The organism is Variovorax sp. 05N34, assembly GCF_056397405.1.
This window is the reverse complement of sequence record NZ_JBFTNI010000003.1, coordinates 177,424-193,329: the sequence shown is the minus strand read 5'-3', so window position 1 is coordinate 193,329 and position 15,906 is coordinate 177,424. Positions and strand designations below refer to the sequence as shown.

18 protein-coding genes are annotated in these 15,906 nt (G+C 63.4%); 9 read left to right on the top strand and 9 right to left on the bottom strand.

Annotation, left to right across the window (positions count from 1 at the left end; genetic code table 11):
- Nucleotides 1-28: 28 nt before the first annotated feature.
- On the bottom strand, nucleotides 29-937 hold the full coding sequence (locus AC1DMA_RS09945; RefSeq protein ID WP_478124893.1) for a 23S rRNA (adenine(2030)-N(6))-methyltransferase RlmJ: 909 nt from the start codon (nucleotides 935-937) through the stop codon (nucleotides 29-31).
- A gap of 192 nt (nucleotides 938-1,129) precedes the next feature.
- On the opposite strand from AC1DMA_RS09945, the gene rplM reads away from it, so the two are divergent.
- From rplM to mdtD, 4 genes are all read left to right on the top strand, one after another.
- Complete coding sequence (rplM, locus tag AC1DMA_RS09940) at nucleotides 1,130-1,561, top strand: 50S ribosomal protein L13 (RefSeq protein WP_028249522.1); 432 nt, start codon at nucleotides 1,130-1,132, stop codon at nucleotides 1,559-1,561.
- A 12-nt stretch (nucleotides 1,562-1,573) separates the two neighbouring features.
- The gene (gene rpsI / locus AC1DMA_RS09935; protein ID WP_478124892.1) at nucleotides 1,574-1,966 is read left to right on the top strand and encodes a 30S ribosomal protein S9; all 393 of its coding nucleotides are present in this window, start codon (nucleotides 1,574-1,576) and stop codon (nucleotides 1,964-1,966) included.
- Between the two features lie 121 nt (nucleotides 1,967-2,087).
- Nucleotides 2,088-2,453 (top strand): iron-sulfur cluster insertion protein ErpA, encoded by a 366-nt coding sequence (gene erpA, locus AC1DMA_RS09930; protein ID WP_307699061.1) that lies wholly within the window; start codon nucleotides 2,088-2,090, stop codon nucleotides 2,451-2,453.
- A gap of 89 nt (nucleotides 2,454-2,542) precedes the next feature.
- Nucleotides 2,543-3,961 (top strand): multidrug transporter subunit MdtD, encoded by a 1,419-nt coding sequence (gene mdtD, locus AC1DMA_RS09925; RefSeq protein ID WP_478144078.1) that lies wholly within the window; start codon nucleotides 2,543-2,545, stop codon nucleotides 3,959-3,961.
- A gap of 18 nt (nucleotides 3,962-3,979) precedes the next feature.
- Here mdtD and AC1DMA_RS09920 read toward each other — a convergent pair whose 3' ends face one another.
- Nucleotides 3,980-5,095 (bottom strand): anhydro-N-acetylmuramic acid kinase, encoded by a 1,116-nt coding sequence (locus AC1DMA_RS09920; protein WP_478144077.1) that lies wholly within the window; start codon nucleotides 5,093-5,095, stop codon nucleotides 3,980-3,982.
- Between the two features lie 31 nt (nucleotides 5,096-5,126).
- The gene (locus AC1DMA_RS09915; protein WP_478124889.1) at nucleotides 5,127-6,476 is read right to left on the bottom strand and encodes a peptidoglycan DD-metalloendopeptidase family protein; all 1,350 of its coding nucleotides are present in this window, start codon (nucleotides 6,474-6,476) and stop codon (nucleotides 5,127-5,129) included.
- Nucleotides 6,477-6,636: 160 nt separating this feature from the next.
- On the opposite strand from AC1DMA_RS09915, the gene tyrS reads away from it, so the two are divergent.
- Nucleotides 6,637-7,869 (top strand): tyrosine--tRNA ligase, encoded by a 1,233-nt coding sequence (tyrS, locus tag AC1DMA_RS09910; RefSeq protein ID WP_478144076.1) that lies wholly within the window; start codon nucleotides 6,637-6,639, stop codon nucleotides 7,867-7,869.
- Here the strand turns inward: tyrS and AC1DMA_RS09905 are convergent, their stop codons facing one another.
- A complete protein-coding gene (locus AC1DMA_RS09905) occupies nucleotides 7,870-8,475 on the bottom strand; it encodes an OmpA family protein (RefSeq protein WP_478144297.1) in 606 nt (201 codons plus the stop codon).
- Nucleotides 8,475-8,888, bottom strand: coding sequence for a FecR family protein (locus AC1DMA_RS09900; protein ID WP_478124887.1), 414 nt, complete (start codon nucleotides 8,886-8,888; stop codon nucleotides 8,475-8,477). Before AC1DMA_RS09900 ends, AC1DMA_RS09905 begins: the two co-directional genes overlap by 1 nt.
- 260 nt (nucleotides 8,889-9,148) lie before the next feature.
- Between AC1DMA_RS09900 and AC1DMA_RS09895 the strand changes: the two genes are divergently transcribed.
- The gene (locus AC1DMA_RS09895; protein ID WP_478144075.1) at nucleotides 9,149-10,054 is read left to right on the top strand and encodes a cation diffusion facilitator family transporter; all 906 of its coding nucleotides are present in this window, start codon (nucleotides 9,149-9,151) and stop codon (nucleotides 10,052-10,054) included.
- Nucleotides 10,051-10,494 carry a D-aminoacyl-tRNA deacylase gene (dtd, locus tag AC1DMA_RS09890; protein WP_478144074.1) on the top strand — a complete coding sequence of 148 codons (444 nt, stop codon included), beginning with the start codon at nucleotides 10,051-10,053 and terminating at the stop codon, nucleotides 10,492-10,494. The genes AC1DMA_RS09895 and dtd overlap by 4 nt, the downstream gene beginning before the upstream one ends.
- A 24-nt stretch (nucleotides 10,495-10,518) precedes the next feature.
- On the opposite strand, the gene ybeY is transcribed toward dtd, so the two are convergent.
- Both ybeY and AC1DMA_RS09880 read right to left on the bottom strand, forming a co-directional pair.
- Entirely contained in the window at nucleotides 10,519-10,971 is a 453-nt protein-coding gene (gene ybeY, locus AC1DMA_RS09885) for an rRNA maturation RNase YbeY (protein ID WP_478124884.1), read from the bottom strand.
- Nucleotide 10,972: 1 nt separating this feature from the next.
- Entirely contained in the window at nucleotides 10,973-11,920 is a 948-nt protein-coding gene (locus AC1DMA_RS09880; protein WP_478124883.1) for a PhoH family protein, read from the bottom strand.
- A gap of 33 nt (nucleotides 11,921-11,953) precedes the next feature.
- Here AC1DMA_RS09880 and ruvA point away from each other — a divergent pair, with 33 nt between their 5' ends.
- Complete coding sequence (gene ruvA / locus AC1DMA_RS09875; RefSeq protein WP_478124882.1) at nucleotides 11,954-12,526, top strand: Holliday junction branch migration protein RuvA; 573 nt, start codon at nucleotides 11,954-11,956, stop codon at nucleotides 12,524-12,526.
- A gap of 12 nt (nucleotides 12,527-12,538) precedes the next feature.
- Here ruvA and AC1DMA_RS09870 read toward each other — a convergent pair whose 3' ends face one another.
- The gene (locus AC1DMA_RS09870; protein WP_478124881.1) at nucleotides 12,539-12,973 is read right to left on the bottom strand and encodes a hypothetical protein; all 435 of its coding nucleotides are present in this window, start codon (nucleotides 12,971-12,973) and stop codon (nucleotides 12,539-12,541) included.
- An 88-nt stretch (nucleotides 12,974-13,061) separates the two neighbouring features.
- On the opposite strand from AC1DMA_RS09870, the gene ruvB reads away from it, so the two are divergent.
- Entirely contained in the window at nucleotides 13,062-14,117 is a 1,056-nt protein-coding gene (gene ruvB / locus AC1DMA_RS09865) for a Holliday junction branch migration DNA helicase RuvB (protein ID WP_478144073.1), read from the top strand.
- 13 nt (nucleotides 14,118-14,130) lie between these two features.
- Here the strand turns inward: ruvB and AC1DMA_RS09860 are convergent, their stop codons facing one another.
- Entirely contained in the window at nucleotides 14,131-15,867 is a 1,737-nt protein-coding gene (locus AC1DMA_RS09860) for a lysoplasmalogenase family protein (RefSeq protein ID WP_478144296.1), read from the bottom strand.
- Between the last annotated feature and the right edge of the window lie 39 nt (nucleotides 15,868-15,906).

Genomic DNA, 15,906 nt, shown 5'->3' with positions numbered 1-15,906 from the left:
CGGAAGGGGTGGCTCGAGCGCGAGGAAGTCAGCCGCCGCTGTCCAGCGAAGAGCCCGCGTGACGATCTTGCGCAAGGCGCTCCGCCATCTCGGGCAAGGCCGCTGCCAGCAAGGGCTTCAGCGTGTACGGCGGGTTGATGAGGAACATTCCGCTGGCGGGCAGCCCCGGACGATGTTTTGCGCCCGAATCGTCGGTCAAGATCTTGCTCGACTTGACGGTCAAAGTGGCGTGCAGCCACGATTTGCCGGCCTTCGTGGCCAGCGTCTTCAGCCGCCGCGGCAGGTCGTGCGCCTCCGGGCGCGGGATGATCGGATACCAGACGGCATAGGTGCCGGTCGCGAAACGCTTGAGCGCTTCGGCCACGAAATCGAGAACGCGCCCGTAGTCGCTCTTGATTTCATAGCTGGGGTCGCAAAGCACCAGCGCGCGGCGCGACGGCGGCGGCAGGAACTTCGTCGCGCTGCCGAAACCATCGTCGCGCAGAACGGTGATCTGGCGCCCAGCTTCGAGTTGGGCGATGTTGGCGTCGAGCGTGCGTGCGTCCGTCGGATGCAGTTCGAACAGCTTCAGCTTGTCGTAATCGCGCAGCAGATGGTGCGTGATGAACGGAGAACCTGGGTAGATGCGCGCCCCGCCCTTGGGATTGAAATCGCGCACCACTTCAAGATAGCGGGCGAGCGCATCGCTGACGGGAGAGGCGCTCGCAGCGCCTGGTGTTGCTGGCGCGGAAAGCAGTCGAAGGACCCCGTCGACAGCTTCGCCGCTGGTGCCGGCGTAGTCCCCGTCCAGGCGGTAAAGTCCGGCGCCGGCATGAGTGTCGACGACGGTGAGCGCGGCCTCTTTTTCGAGGAGGTGGTCGAGCGTGGCAATCAGCACCGTGTGCTTGAGCACGTCCGCGTGATTACCGGCGTGAAAGGCGTGGCGGTAGCTGAACATCCCCCGATGGTAATGGGCCGGCTCTGAAACTGCGCCAATATTGCTGCTTGACAGCAATATTTCATATAATCGCGGGCTTCGCAGCGTTTTGTGGCCCCGCGGCGAAGGCGAAACTCCCCACCTAAGAGATTCCCACCAGAGGAACACCGACCGTGGAAAAGGGCCTGCCAAACCCTCTTCAAAGAGAAACTCATGACCAAAACGTTCAGCGCGAAGCCCGCTGACGTGACGCACGAGTGGTTTGTGATTGACGCGACCGACAAGGTCCTCGGACGAGTAGCCAGCGAAGTTGCTCTCCGTTTGCGCGGCAAACACAAGGCCATTTACACGCCTCACGTCGATACCGGCGACTTCATCGTCATCATCAATGCAGCCCAGCTGCGTGTCACCGGCGCCAAGCCGCTCGACAAGGTGTACTACCGCCACTCGGGCTACCCGGGCGGCATCACGGCCACCAACTTCCGCGACATGCAAGCCAAGCACCCTGGCCGCGCCCTGGAAAAGGCCGTCAAGGGCATGCTGCCCAAGGGCCCCCTCGGCTACGCGATGATCAAGAAACTCAAGGTGTACGGTGGCGCAGAGCACCCGCATACCGCCCAACAGCCCAAAGTGCTGGAACTGTAAGGAGCCTTGAGAATGATTGGTGAATGGAACAATGGCACCGGCCGTCGCAAATCGAGCGTCGCCCGTGTGTTTCTGAAAAAAGGCAGCGGCAAGATCACGGTCAACGGCAAGGACATCCAAGAGTTCTTTGGCCGCGAAACCTCGATCATGATCGCCAAGCAACCCCTCTTCTTGACGAACAATGTCGAAACCTTCGACATCATGGTCAATGTGGCTGGCGGCGGTGAGTCGGGCCAAGCTGGCGCGACGCGCCATGGCATCACCCGCGCCCTGATCGACTACGACGCGTCGCTCAAGCCGGCGCTGAGCCAAGCTGGCTTCGTGACGCGTGACGCGCGCGAAGTGGAACGCAAGAAGGTCGGTCTGCATTCCGCACGCCGCCGCAAGCAGTTCTCCAAGCGTTAAACCACAGCGCTTTTGGGCTTGTTGCCCGAACAGTCAAAAAACCGCCTTCGGGCGGTTTTTTATTGGTTGAAGTAGCATCCACCGATCGGCCGCGTGTTCGGCCCCATAGGAGTCCTCTCAAATGAGCGCCGTTGCAGAAAATATTCAAACCCAGATGCCTGAGCCGATCGTCTTCACTGATAGCGCGGCTGCCAAGGTTGCCGACCTGATCGCCGAAGAAGGCAATCCCGACCTCAAGCTGCGCGTGTTCGTGCAAGGCGGGGGTTGTTCCGGCTTCCAGTATGGCTTCACATTCGACGAAATCACGAACGAAGACGACACCACGATGACCAAGAACGGGGTGTCCTTGCTGATCGACGCGATGAGCTACCAGTACCTCGTGGGCGCCGAGATCGACTACAAGGAAGATCTCCAGGGTGCGCAATTCGTCATCAAGAATCCGAATGCCACCAGCACTTGCGGCTGCGGATCGAGCTTCACTGCTTGACCAAGTGACCGGACATGTGACCGGAACTTCAGCAACTTTCTCAAAGCCGCCTTCAGGCGGCTTTTTGCTGCCTGTCCTTCCGTAGGCCAATGACCGCATCGGAATCCCCGCCCAAGAGCCTGCTTTGGCTGGTGGCCATCGGCTTTTTCATGCAGACGCTCGATGCCACCATCATCAACACTGCGCTGCCGGCCATGGCGGCCAGCCTTGGGGAAAGTCCGTTGCGCATGCAGTCCGTGGTAGTGGCCTACGCGCTCACGATGGCCATGTTGATTCCCGCTTCGGGTTGGCTGGCGGATCGCTTTGGAACGCGGCGGATTTTCTTTTTCGCGATCGTGCTGTTCGTCGCGGGCTCGGTGCTATGCGCCTTTTCGCGCGACATTGCGCAACTGGTGGCTTCACGCGTGGTTCAGGGGATGGGGGGTGCGCTCCTGCTGCCTGTGGGGCGATTGGCATTGCTTCGATCCGTGCCCCGCGCGCAATTCCTGGCGGCCATGAGCTTCGTGGCGATCCCTGGCCTCATCGGCCCGCTCCTGGGGCCAACCTTGGGCGGCTGGCTCGTGCAATACGCGTCATGGCACTGGATTTTCCTCATCAACGTTCCTGTGGGCCTGATCGGGTGTTTTGCGACGGTGCGGGTCATGCCGGACCTCCGTGCGGCCGATCGGCGCCGTTTTGACATGGTCGGTTACGCGCTCCTGGCTTTTGGCATGGTCGCGATTTCGCTTGCGATCGATGGAGTGTCCGGCCTCGGATTGCGACAGGTGGGGGTGCTGGTGCTTCTGGTGTTCGGATTCGCGAGCATCACCGCCTATTGGCTGCATGCTGTGCGGCGTCCATATCCGCTGTTCGAGCCGGCTCTGTTCGGCATTCCGACGCTCAGCATCGGTTTGCTGGGCAACCTTTTTTCGCGTCTGGGCAGTGGCTGCATGCCGTTTCTGATCCCGCTGCTGCTCCAGGTGTCGATGGGCTATTCACCCTTGGGGGCCGGGCTCATGATGCTGCCAATCGCGCTTGCCGGCATGGCGATGAAGCGGTTCGCGACGCCGCTGATCACGCGCTATGGCTACCGGACCGTTCTGGTCGTCAACACGTCGCTCGTGGGCCTCACGATGGCGAGCTTCGGCCTTGCGACGCCGAATCAGCCGGTTGCGCTCCACATCTTTCAATTGATTGCGTTCGGAGCAGTCAATTCACTGCAGTTCACGGCCATGAACACCATCACGCTCAAGGATCTGGACGGAAGCATGGCCAGCGCCGGCAACAGTCTCTTGTCCATGGTGCAGATGCTGGCGATGAGCATGGGCGTGGCCGCCGCCAGTGCGGTCCTGTCGGGCTACAGCGGCATGTTCGGCAGTGCGACGCCGCTCGCAACACTGCATGCGTTCGAAGCCACGTTCGCCAGCATGGGACTGGTCACTTTGGCTTCGGCACTGATCTTCTGGAATCTTCCGCCGGAAGCGCGAGCGGTTCAGCCGGCGCAGCCCGAAGTTTCCGGACAGGGCTGAAGTCGTCGCGCGTCAAGGTCAGGCCGGGTAGATCGCGCCAAGGACGCGCGCGCCGCGCGCACCAGTCACGCTGGCAAGGTTTCCAGCTTCGCCTCGTAATGTGCTGCGTGCCAGCCATGCAAAGGCCGCCGCTTCAACCTCCTGCGGAGGCAGCCCGCGCTCTGCGGACGACACCACTTCCACCTTCGGCAGCAGCGTCCTGAGCCGGGCGAGCAGATGATGGTTCAGGGCACCGCCGCCGCAGACGATCAACAACTGGCTGTCGGCCCCGTGGCGTTGCAGATGCTCCACGCATGCGCGTGCGGTCAGTTCCGTCAGCGTCGCCTGGACGTCCGCAGGATTCGCCGTCGACGTGCCGCCAAGTCGGGACGCCAGCCAATCGGGATTGAACAGGTCCCGTCCGGTGCTCTTCGGAGGTGCCTTGGCGAAGTAGGGATCGGCGAAAAGGCGCTCGAGAAGTTGCGGCAGCACCTTCCCGCTCGCCGCCCATTGGCCTGCGGCATCGAACGGCTGCCCGATATGGGTTTGGCACCAGTGATCGATCAGGGCGTTGCCTGGACCGCAGTCGAATCCCAGCACCGTGCCAGCGCCCGGCGGGAGGACACTGAGATTGGAGATCCCCCCGATATTCAGTACAGCGACAGTCAAGTCGCTGCGGGCGAACAGCGCCCGGTGAAAGGCGGGCACCAAGGGGGCGCCTTGCCCGCCGGCAGCAAGGTCCCGGCTGCGGAAGTCCGCGACGACGGAGATGCCCGTCAGCTCAGCCAGCAAGGACGGATTGTTGATCTGCAGGGTGTAGCCGACCTCATCGAACTCCCCGGGCCGGTGCCGAACCGTCTGTCCATGGGCGCCGATGGCCGTCACGGCATCGGAAGAAAGTTCGGCATCCGTCAGCAACTCCCGCACGACGCCTGCGTAGACGCGAGCCAATCCGTTGCCAGCGAGTGCGGCGCGATGAAGCTCGTTGTCTCCGCCGGGCGTATTGAGCGCCATCAGTTCGGCGCGCAAGCCCACGGGAAATGGCGCGGCAGCGTACCCGTGCACCGTGATTCGGCCTTCGGAGAAATCGGCCAGGACACCGTCGACTCCGTCCAGCGAAGTGCCAGACATCAGGCCGATGAAGAGTTCAGCCATTTGATGGGGCGGTCGAGCGGCCGAGCCGTGTTCAGTCGGCGCTGGCCTGGACCACCGAGAAGGCGGCCGAGAGTTCGGCCTGGGTCGCGGTGGCAAGACGCTCGAACGCGCGTCGCGACGAAGCCGCGATGGGCATGCCGCCGCCTTGTTGGGCGATCGTGGATGGGTCCTGGTACTCGCCGTTCACCCGGAATTCGAAGTGAAGATGCGGCCCCGTGGCCCAGCCGGTGGAGCCCACGGCGCCCAGGGTCTGGCTCTGGCTGACGCTTTGCCCGACCTTGACGTCAATGCGGCTCAGGTGCGCGTACGCGGTTTCCTGGTCGCTGCGGTGCTTGAGGATCACGATGTTCCCGTATCCGCTTTGCTGGCCGGCGAATTCGACGGTGCCGTCGCCCACTGCGCGGACAGGCGTGCCGCTGGGCGCGGCGAAGTCGATACCGTGGTGTTGGCGCCAGGAATTCAGGATGGGGTGCAGCCGCATCGCAAAGCCGCTGGACACTCTCGAAAACTCCACAGGCGAGGAAAGATACGCGCGCCGGAGGCTGTCGCCGTTGGGGCGGTAATAGCCACCCTTCTGACCCGGTTCCTGATACCAGAGAGCCTGGTAAAGCTTGCCGTTGCTCTCGAACTCGGCCGAGAGAACTCGACCGTTGCGCAATGTCTGGCCGTCGGCTTCGAAAGTCTCATAGACGATGGCGAAGCGGTCACCCTTGCGCAGCGATCGGAAATCGACGTCGCCGGAGAAGATGTCGGCCAGCTGGCTTGCCACGGAATCGGGGATTCCTGCGTCGTCCGTCGCCGCGAAGAGGGAGGTGCGCACCATGCCGCTTGCGAGCCGCGTTCCGGGGGTCAGGGTGTCGGACTCGGTGCGTGCCGTGAATCCCGCAGGTGTCTTCTCGATGACGAGCTTTTTGAAGCCACCGTCACTGCCCGGAATCCAGCGAGCGCTGAGTTTCTCGAGCGCATTTTCTTGTGTGGCTTCCGCGGTCACCGTGCGGCCCGGGCGGCTCAACAAGGCGGCGCGGGCTTCGGGGTTGGCGCGGACGAATGCTGCAGCCGATGTGTCGGCAATGCCGAGGCGCTGGAGCAGGGCTTCTGCGGTATCGCTCGAGCGGGTGATCTCTGTGCGGAACAGCGTGAAACTATGACTGTCCAGGGCCTTCGTTTGCTCGGCAAAAGAAAGAGGCGTCACCGCCTCGAATACTTGCTTGACAGGTATCTTGGATGCGTCGGGGCCCAACGAGGCGACAGCATAGGCACCGCCACCCGCGGACAGGAGCAGCGCGGCAATTGCAGCCGTGATCTGCTTTGGATACGTCCGGAATGTGTAAGCCACGCGCGAAGCAATCAGCTCCTCGGCGGCAAGTATGCCGTTGATCAAAACTTCGAATTCCAGCTCAGGTTCAGCAAATCCGTGCTGCGGAGGCCGTGTCGAACGGGCGGCAGGACGGTGCGGCAAAAAAGCGCCGCTTAGAATTCGGCGCTTGAGAAAGTCGGGCTGAGTATAGCTTCGGCTATAGAAAAAACTGCCCGTTTAGCACATGAACACCCCTGCTGTTACAAGCGTAAATCTCTCTGAAGGCGTAGGACGAGCCCTCGAGATTTCACTTCGCGGAACCGACGAACTGCTCCCCCAGGACGAATGGGTGCGAAAGCTCCAGCGCTCGGAGGCGACGGGCACGCCGTTGCGCATCAAGCTGGGCCTGGACCCTACGGCGCCGGACATACACATCGGCCACACAGTGGTGCTGAACAAGATGCGTCAGCTGCAGGATCTCGGTCATACGGTGATTTTCCTGATCGGCGACTTCACGACCACCATTGGCGATCCGTCGGGCCGCAACAGTACGCGTCCGCCCCTGACGCGCGAGCAGATCGAAGCCAACGCCCAGACCTACTATCGTCAAGCCAGCCTCGTACTCGACCCGGCCAGGACCGAAATTCGCTACAACTCCGAGTGGAGCGATCCTCTGGGCGCACGCGGGATGATCCAGCTGGCCGCCAAATACACCGTGGCGCGAATGATGGAGCGCGACGATTTCAGCAAGCGCTTCAAGGCCGGCCAATCCATTTCGGTCCATGAGTTCCTCTATCCGCTGATGCAGGGCTACGACTCGGTGGCGCTCAAGTCCGATCTCGAACTGGGGGGCACGGACCAGAAGTTCAACCTCCTGGTCGGCCGGCATCTCCAGCAGGAATATGGTCAGGAGCCGCAGTGCATACTCACTATGCCACTGCTGGAGGGGCTGGACGGCATCGAGAAGATGTCGAAGAGCAAGAACAACTACATCGGGATCAGCGAGGAACCGAACACGATGTTCGCCAAGGTGCTGTCCATTTCCGACACGCTCATGTGGCGCTGGTACACGCTGCTGAGCTTCAGATCATTGGCCGAGATCGCAGCCCTCAAGACCGAAGTCGAGGCAGGCCGCAATCCGAAGGACGCCAAGGTTGCCCTGGCCAAGGAAATTACCGCGCGCTTTCACAGCGCAGCTTTGGCTGAGGCCGCCGAGCAGGACTTCATCAACCGCAGCAAGGGCGGCGTGCCCGAGCAAATCCCAGAAGTTGCCTTGAGCGGGGCTCCACTGGGGATTGCGCAGTTGCTGAAGCAGACCGGTCTTGCGTCGTCGACGTCCGAGGGCAACCGCCTGATCGATGGTGGCGGCGTGCGTGTCGATTCAAGTGTCGTCAGCGACAAGGCCTTGAAGCTGAACGCAGGCAGTTACGTCGTGCAAGTCGGCAAGCGCAAGTTCGCGCGCATCAACCTGACCTGATCAGCGGACTTCGATGGTCACGCGGCGGTTGCGTGATTCATCGACCTCGTCCTGGGTCTGGACCGCGAGTTCGCGTTCACCCCGTCCGACGGCTTCGATGCGGGCCGACGGGAATCCGCGCTCCAGGAGGATCTGTCGAATCTGGGCGGCCCGATTGCGAGACAGTTCGTCGTTGCGCGCTACGGTTCCGATCGTGTCGGTGTGGCCCGTCACGACGATCTCGCCTCCGCTTCGCGCCAAGGCGGCAGTGAGCGCCTCGTTCATGACCGCTTGCGACTGTGCGGTAAGTACCGTCTCGCCTGGCTCGAAATAGACCGTATAGCGCTGCATCGGCGGCGGCATGAGATCGAACAGTTCCTTGTTCCTGGACTTGACTTGGGCGGGATCGGCTTCGTCGACCACCGGCGCGCCTCGTGCCCCAGCGGCTGCCGTTGCTCGCTGGTACGGCTTGGAAAGTGTTTCTTCGCCGTCCTCGGTACTGACGACGACGGCGGAAGGCTTCCCGTCCCCTTGCGGCAGCAGTACGACACGGGTGCCGGGGGTCGAGCAGGCGGCCATCAGCGCTGACAGCGCAATCGCCACGATCGATGAAAAGCGACTGATCATCACGGTTGAGCGTCCGCTTCGACGATGAAGTCCGTCCCACGGATGCCGATCACGGCAGTGGGCGTCTCGACCCGCACCGCGTCCGGATGCGCCTTCCCAATCAGGCCTGTGATCATGCGCAGCGAACCCCGCAACAGCGAGACCAGCATGCCGCCCTCCTGCGTGGTTGCATCAAAATGGAACTCCTTGACGTCCAGGCGAGAAGAGGGCCCGACAACCATCTTGGTGCCGTCGCGCAAAACCACGCTCGCGCCGGAATCGACTCCGGTGACCACTCGATCGATGGGGGCCAGGAGGTCGCCCGCGCTTGCGGTCCGCGACGATCCATTGGCGCTCAGCAAGTGGACGTCGCCGCGCACCGTCTTCATGATGCCCGCGTGCGCATCGATCGCGGCCGGGCTCGGCGTGGTCATGGCGGAAGATTGGGTCGGGGAAGACTGCGCGTGTACGCCAACGCCCGCACAGGAAAAAGTGAGGCCGCACAGGCCCATGGCGAGACTTTTGATCACGTATGATTTCGCTTTGATTCGTGTACGCGCGCAGATACTACGCGAGTATTTGCCCGAGCAGGATTGCAAGGGCGCCCCAAGATCGGCCGCGGTTTTCAGCCTCTTCAGCCTCTTCCCGGCACTCGTTCTTGTCATCGAACCCGCATCTCCTGAAGCTTGCCGCATTGAGCCCGCGGACCCTCCTCGGCGTCTCGGTCGCCGTGGCGGTCGTCACCATTCTCCTGAAAGGTTGGGCGGCGTACATCACCAATTCCATGGGGCTCATCTCGGACGCCATGGAGTCCTTCGTGAATCTTGCGAGCGCGACCTTTGCGCTGGCCATGGTCACGATCGCGGCACGGCCCGCCGATGAAGATCACCCGTACGGGCATCACAAGGCGGAGTATTTTTCGTCTGGCTTCGAAGGCATTCTGATCATCGGCGCGGCCGTCGCCATCATCTGGGCGGCCCTCGTGCGGCTGCTTTCGCCACAGCCGCTCGAACAGGTCGGCTGGGGCTTGGCGCTCTCGGTCCTGAGTTCGGTATTCAACGGCGCATTGGCATGGGTGCTGTTCAGGGCCGCGCAAACACATCGTTCGATCGCGCTGGAAGCGGACGCAAGGCATCTGCTGAGCGACGTGTGGACCTCGGGCGCGGTGCTGGTGGGCGTCGCAGCCGTCGCGCTGACCGGATGGTTGTGGCTGGACCCCCTGCTTGCCATCGGCGTGGCGCTCAACATCGGGCGAGAAGGTGTGAAGCTCGTCTGGCGATCGTCGCAGGGTCTGATGGACGAGGCGCTCGATCCCGGGGACCAGGCCCAATTGAAGGCCACGCTCGAACGCTTCGCGGCAACCGTGCCCGAAGGCGCACAGCTTCGCTTCGACGACATCGTCACCCGACGAGCGGGCCAGAGGCGCTTCGCCGACTTGCACATGCATGTGCCTGGGGCATGGCCGCTCCAACGCGCCGCAGCCCTGCGCGACGCACTCGAGCAGGCGCTCATGGATGCCATACCGGGTCTGAGAGTGACCATCCAACTGCTTCCGCTGGGGATGGAAGCGCGCGCAACCCAAAAGGACCAGGCTTCATGAAGGCACTGCTGCAACGCGTGGCTGATGCCCGCGTCGAAATCGACGGCCGCATTGCGGGCTCGATCGATGCGGGTCTGCTTGTCCTGCTATGCGCCGAACGCGGCGACGGCGACGCACAGGCCGATCGCATGCTGGCGAAGATCCTCAAGCTGCGCATCTTCTCGGACCCCGCCGGCAAGATGAATCTCAGCGTCCAGGACGTCGGCGGAGGATTGCTCGTGGTGAGCCAGTTCACGCTTGCGGCCGACGTCAGCGGCGGAAATCGCCCGAGCTTCACTCAAGCGGCAGCACCCGACGAAGGCCGGCGTCTCTACGACTACTTCGTAGCGCAGGCGCGCGCTGCACATCCGGTCGTCCAAACGGGTGAATTCGGTGCCGACATGAAGGTACACCTTCTGAACGATGGCCCAGTGACCATTCCGCTGCAGATGTCCCCTTGACCTTGAGGGAACCTGGGGCGCCGGTCAGTAGGGATTCCTGATGCCAAGCCCAGCGAGGATCTCGATTTCGCGGGCCTCCATCGCTTCGGCGTCTTCGTCGCTCGTTTCGTGATCCCAACCTTGCGCGTGCAAGGTGCCGTGTACCAGCAGGTGCGCATAGTGCGCTGCCAAGGTCTTGCGCTGCTCCTTGGCTTCGCGTGCGACCACGGGTGCACACAACACCAGGTCGGCCATCACGACCGGCGTCTGCGTGTAATCGAAGGTGAGCACGTTCGTGGCGTAGTCCTTGCCCCGAAACTCGCGGTTGAGTCGCTGGCCTTCGTCCGCGTCGACGATCCGGATGGTGATCTCGCCGTCCACGTCCAGCGCGTGGCGGATCCAGCGCGCTACGCTGTGGCGGGGAAGGGCGGTGCGATGTCGATCCACGCCCTTGAATTTCCCGAATTGCAAGGACAGCGACAAGCTGGCGAGCGCCACGTCAGCTCGCAGCGCGCGTCTTGCGCGACTTGTCATAGGCATCGACGATGCGCGCCACCAACGGATGCCGAACGACGTCGGCGCTCGTGAAGTGCGTGATGGCGATGCCATTGACCCGCTTGAGCACGCGCTCTGCGTCGATCAGCCCGCTCAGTTGCGCCTTCGGAAGGTCGATCTGGCTGACATCGCCAGTCACCACCGCCTTGGCGCCAAATCCGATGCGCGTGAGGAACATCTTCATCTGCTCGGGCGTGGTGTTCTGCGCTTCATCGAGGATCACGAAGGCATTGTTGAGCGTGCGGCCCCGCATGAAGGCCAGCGGCGCAATTTCCAGCGCATTGCGCTCGAAGGCTTTCTGGACGCGATCGAACCCCATCAGCTCATAGAGCGCGTCGTACAGAGGGCGCAGGTACGGGTCGACCTTCTGCGTCAGGTCGCCCGGCAGGAAGCCGAGCCGCTCGCCGGCCTCCACCGCAGGCCGCGTCAGGACGATACGCTGCACGGCGCTGCGTTCCAGCGCGTCGACGGCGCTGGCCACCGCCAAGTAGGTTTTGCCGGTTCCGGCCGGACCGATGCCGAGCGTGATGTCGTGGTCCGCGATGTTCTGAAGATAGACGCTCTGGTTGGGCGTGCGTGCGCGCAGGTCCGCGCGCCGCGTGGCGAGGAGCAGGGCGCCGTCTTCGGCTTCCGTCATCGAGCCGTCGCCGGCGAGGGTCAATTGCACGACGGCCGCATCGATCGGACGCTGCGCGATTTCGTAAAGCGCCTGAAGCACGTCCATCGCCCGCTCCGCGTTGGCCTTTGGGCCGTCGATCTTGAACTGCTCGTGCCGGTGAGCGATCTTGACGTTGAGGGCCTCTTCCATGCGCCGCAGGTTCGCGTCCAGCGGGCCACAGAGGTGTCCCAGGCGCGTGTTGTTGGGCGGGGCGAAGGTGTGTCGCAGAATCACGCGGATTTCATTTCAAAAGCGTAAAGGGCATCCATGATAGGCAAACTCACCGGCATCCTGGCCGAACGCAATCCCCCCCAAGTGGTGGTGGACTGCAACGGCGTCGGCTATGAAGTCGATGTGCCCATGAGCACCTTCTACAACCTGCCGACGGCCGGCGAGCGCGTGTCGTTGCTCACGCACTTCGTGGTGCGGGAGGATGCGCAGGTCCTGTACGGCTTCGGCACCGCGCCCGAACGCGCGGCGTTTCGCCAGCTCATCAAGATTTCCGGTGTGGGGCCGCGGACCGCGTTGGGTGTGCTGAGCGGCATGAGCGTGAGCGAGCTGGCGCAGGCCATCACGCTGCAGGAAGCCGGTCGTCTGGTCAAGATTCCCGGCATCGGCAAGAAGACCGCGGAACGTCTTTTGCTCGAGTTGAAAGGCAAGCTCGGCGCAGACATTGCACTGCCTGCGCACGCGGCCACGGATTCGCAGGCCGACATCCTCCAGGCGCTGATTGCGCTTGGCTACAGCGACAAGGAAGCCGCAGCGTCGCTCAAGGCATTGCCGAAAGACGTGGCGGTCGGCGAAGGGATCAAGCTGGCGTTGAGGGCCCTGGCGAAGTAGCTTCGGACAGGCTCAGCGCCAGTCCTGCAAAGCCAGGCCCATCGCAAAGGCCACTGTCTGCACAGTCACCGCAATGCCGTGCCGCTGCATCAGTTGGCGGGCCAGCACGATGCGCTCTGCCAGCGGTCTCGACACGTCGGCCGCGCGCCGGAGCCCGAGTTTTTCGAGGCCGCCGTCGAGATTGGCCAGCGAATTGATTGCGCCTCGTGCAAGGCTCGCAAACACCTCGGCGTCCAGTCGAAGGCGAAGCGCCATGTAGCGCTCAGGGATTCCGATCAGCGCGACCACCGCGTACGCGGCCCACGCCACCGACGGCAGCGAGCGGCCGGTCAGCGCGAGCACCAGGCCAGCAATGAACGAAAGCGCCAGTCCCCACATGGCAAGCGATCCGCTCGCGCGCAAAAGTCCGGCAGTGGTGGCGCACAGCGCGCGATCGTTGTCGTTCATGATCTGCACATGACAGGCTCATCGCCCCTTTCCCGGTGGCGCATTCTGCCGCAGGGCCGACTAAACTGCGCCCTCAGCCTATCGCCCGATGACCATCCAGACCGACGACTTCGCCCCGGCCCCACAGCGCGTGGTGTCCGCCGCACCCGCCTCACCCAATGAAGAGGCGATCGAGCGGGCGCTGCGACCCAAGCTGCTTGACGAATACGTCGGGCAAGCCAAAGTCCGCGAACAGCTTGAAATCTTCATCGGGGCAGCGCGCCATCGCGCCGAAGCACTCGACCACGTGCTGCTGTTCGGCCCTCCAGGCCTGGGCAAGACAACGCTGTCGCACATCATCGCGGCCGAGCTTGGCGTCAACCTGCGCCAGACTTCCGGGCCGGTGCTTGAAAAGCCCAAGGACCTCGCCGCGCTGCTGACGAACCTCGAGCGCAACGACGTGCTGTTCATCGACGAGATCCATCGGCTCTCGCCTGTCGTTGAGGAGATCCTCTACCCGGCGCTGGAGGACTACCAGATCGACATCATGATCGGCGAGGGCCCGGCGGCGCGAAGCATCAAACTCGACCTGCAGCCCTTCACGCTCGTCGGTGCGACCACACGTGCGGGCATGCTGACCAACCCGCTGCGCGATCGCTTCGGCATCGTCGCACGGCTGGAGTTCTATACCGCCGACGAACTGGCGCTCATCGTGCGGCGAAGCGCGGGGCTCCTGGCGGTGCCGATGGACGATGCCGGCGGGCTCGAGATCGCCCGCCGATCGCGCGGCACGCCGCGCATTGCCAATCGGCTGCTGCGCCGCGTGCGTGACTACGCGCAGGTCAAGAGCGATGGCCGCATCACTTCAGACGTGGCGCACAAGGCGCTCGCCATGCTGGACGTCGATCCACAGGGCTTCGACCTGATGGACCGCAAGCTGCTCGAGGCAGTGATCCATCGCTTCGATGGCGGCCCGGTCGGGCTCGACAACATCGCCGCGAGCATCGGCGAGGAGTCCGGCACGATCGAGGACGTGATCGAGCCCTACCTGATCCAGCAAGGCTATCTGCAGCGCACGCCGCGCGGGCGCATTGCCACGTTGGCAGCCTATCGGCACCTGGGGGTCGCTCCGCCACAGCGCGACGGCGACATATTCGGCAATTGAGCCGAGCGGCGGCTCAGCGCGTTGCTGCGGTGCGCATCAGGCGGACCTTGGCGGCAATCAGCCACTGCGCCGCGTAGTAGCTGGCCAGCACCCACAGCGATGCGACGGGCAACGGATGCACGAAGCGGTTGGTCGCCAGCAGTGCGTCGCTCAGCATGAAGAGACAGGCCCCCAGCGCAACGTGCCGGGCGGGCGTATCGCCCAGCACGGCCGCACGCCCCAGAGCCTGAGCTGCCATGCAGGCGATCACCAGCACATACATTCCAACCGGTATGCGCAGGGCCGCCGGCAGCCCGCCCCACCACAGGAACGCGTACATGAGCCCGCCGACCGAAAGCGTCGCGCCGAGCGCGCCGCGCCGCGGAAACGTGCCCACGCCCACTGCAAAGAGCGCGATGTATGCAAGGTGTGCTAGCAAGAAGCAGACGAGCCCTGGCACGAACAACTGCGGCCACATCAGCAACACGTCGCCCGCCAAAGAGGCCACGAGCCCGGCCAGCAGCAGCAAGAAGCCGCGAGGAGCGGTCATTGCGCGCACACGCGTCCAGGCAAAGGCGATGAGGATCATCAACGCCAGTGGCTTGAAGACGACATGCAGGCTTGCAATCGACAGCGCGCCGCTTGCCGTGGCCAGCGCGGCGGCATCGACGAAGAGAACCTCCACTACGGTTAGGCGGCTTTGGAGCACCGCGCCGGTTGCCCAAAGGCCGGCAGTCAGCGCCGCGAGCCATACCACTGCCGAGCCGAACGCAAGCCCATCCGAATACCAAAGGAAAATGGTCGTGCCCGCCAGCAGGGCAACGAACTGCGCAGTGGCGAAAGCCTGCACGCCACGCGACGCCGGCGGCTCGTAGCGATGTACCCGGGTGATCTCGAAAGCAGGTTTGGGATCGAGCACCGCAAGGTCCGCCGGCCGCCAACCCGGTGGCTTGAGCCAGAGCCGCACCTTGTCGCTCCAGCGACCCGTGCGCCAGGTGTCGCGGGCCAGCGCCCAATACACCTCGGCATTGGCCCAGATCGGGTCCCAGCTTTGAAGCGGGCTGCGAGTGCCATAGACGCAGCGTTCGTCTTCCTCCTGAAAGGTCCCGAACAGGCGATCCCAGATGATCAGCACTCCACCGTAGTTGCGATCGACGTAGCGGTCATTCACCGCATGGTGCACCCGATGGTTCGATGGGGAGCAGAACCATCGATCGAACCACCCCAACTTCCCGACCTGCTCCGTGTGGACCCAGAACTGATAAAGCAGGTCAATCAGTGCGACCACGCCGAAAACCAGCGGCGGCACGCCGGCGACAGCCATCGGCAGATAGAAGATCCAACCCAGCAGCGCTCCGCTGGAAGTCTGGCGCAGGGCGGTCGACAGGTTGTAGTGCTGGCTTTGGTGATGCACCACGTGCGCCGCCCACAGCACTGCGCTTCGATGGCCGAAGCGATGCAGCCAGTAATAGCAGAAGTCGTAGAAGACCAGTGCCAGCAGCCACCCGTACCACTGCATCCAGAAGTCTTCCTTCGGAAATAGCGCGAAGGCGGACCAGCACGCCGTATAGATGCCGATGCGCAGCAGTCCGGTCAGCACGGCAGTGATCTGGCTCAGCATGCCCAGGCCGATGCTGTTGATCGTGTCCGAAAGGCGGTAGGCGTCCGGGCCGGTGCCGCGGCTGGCGCGCCTTCTGGCGACGAAGAACTCGATCCCGATCAGCAGGAAGAAGATCGGGGTTGCAAGAACGATGATCTGGCCAGGACGCATGACGCCGATTGTCTGGCGCACCTCGCCGTCCATTGCGCG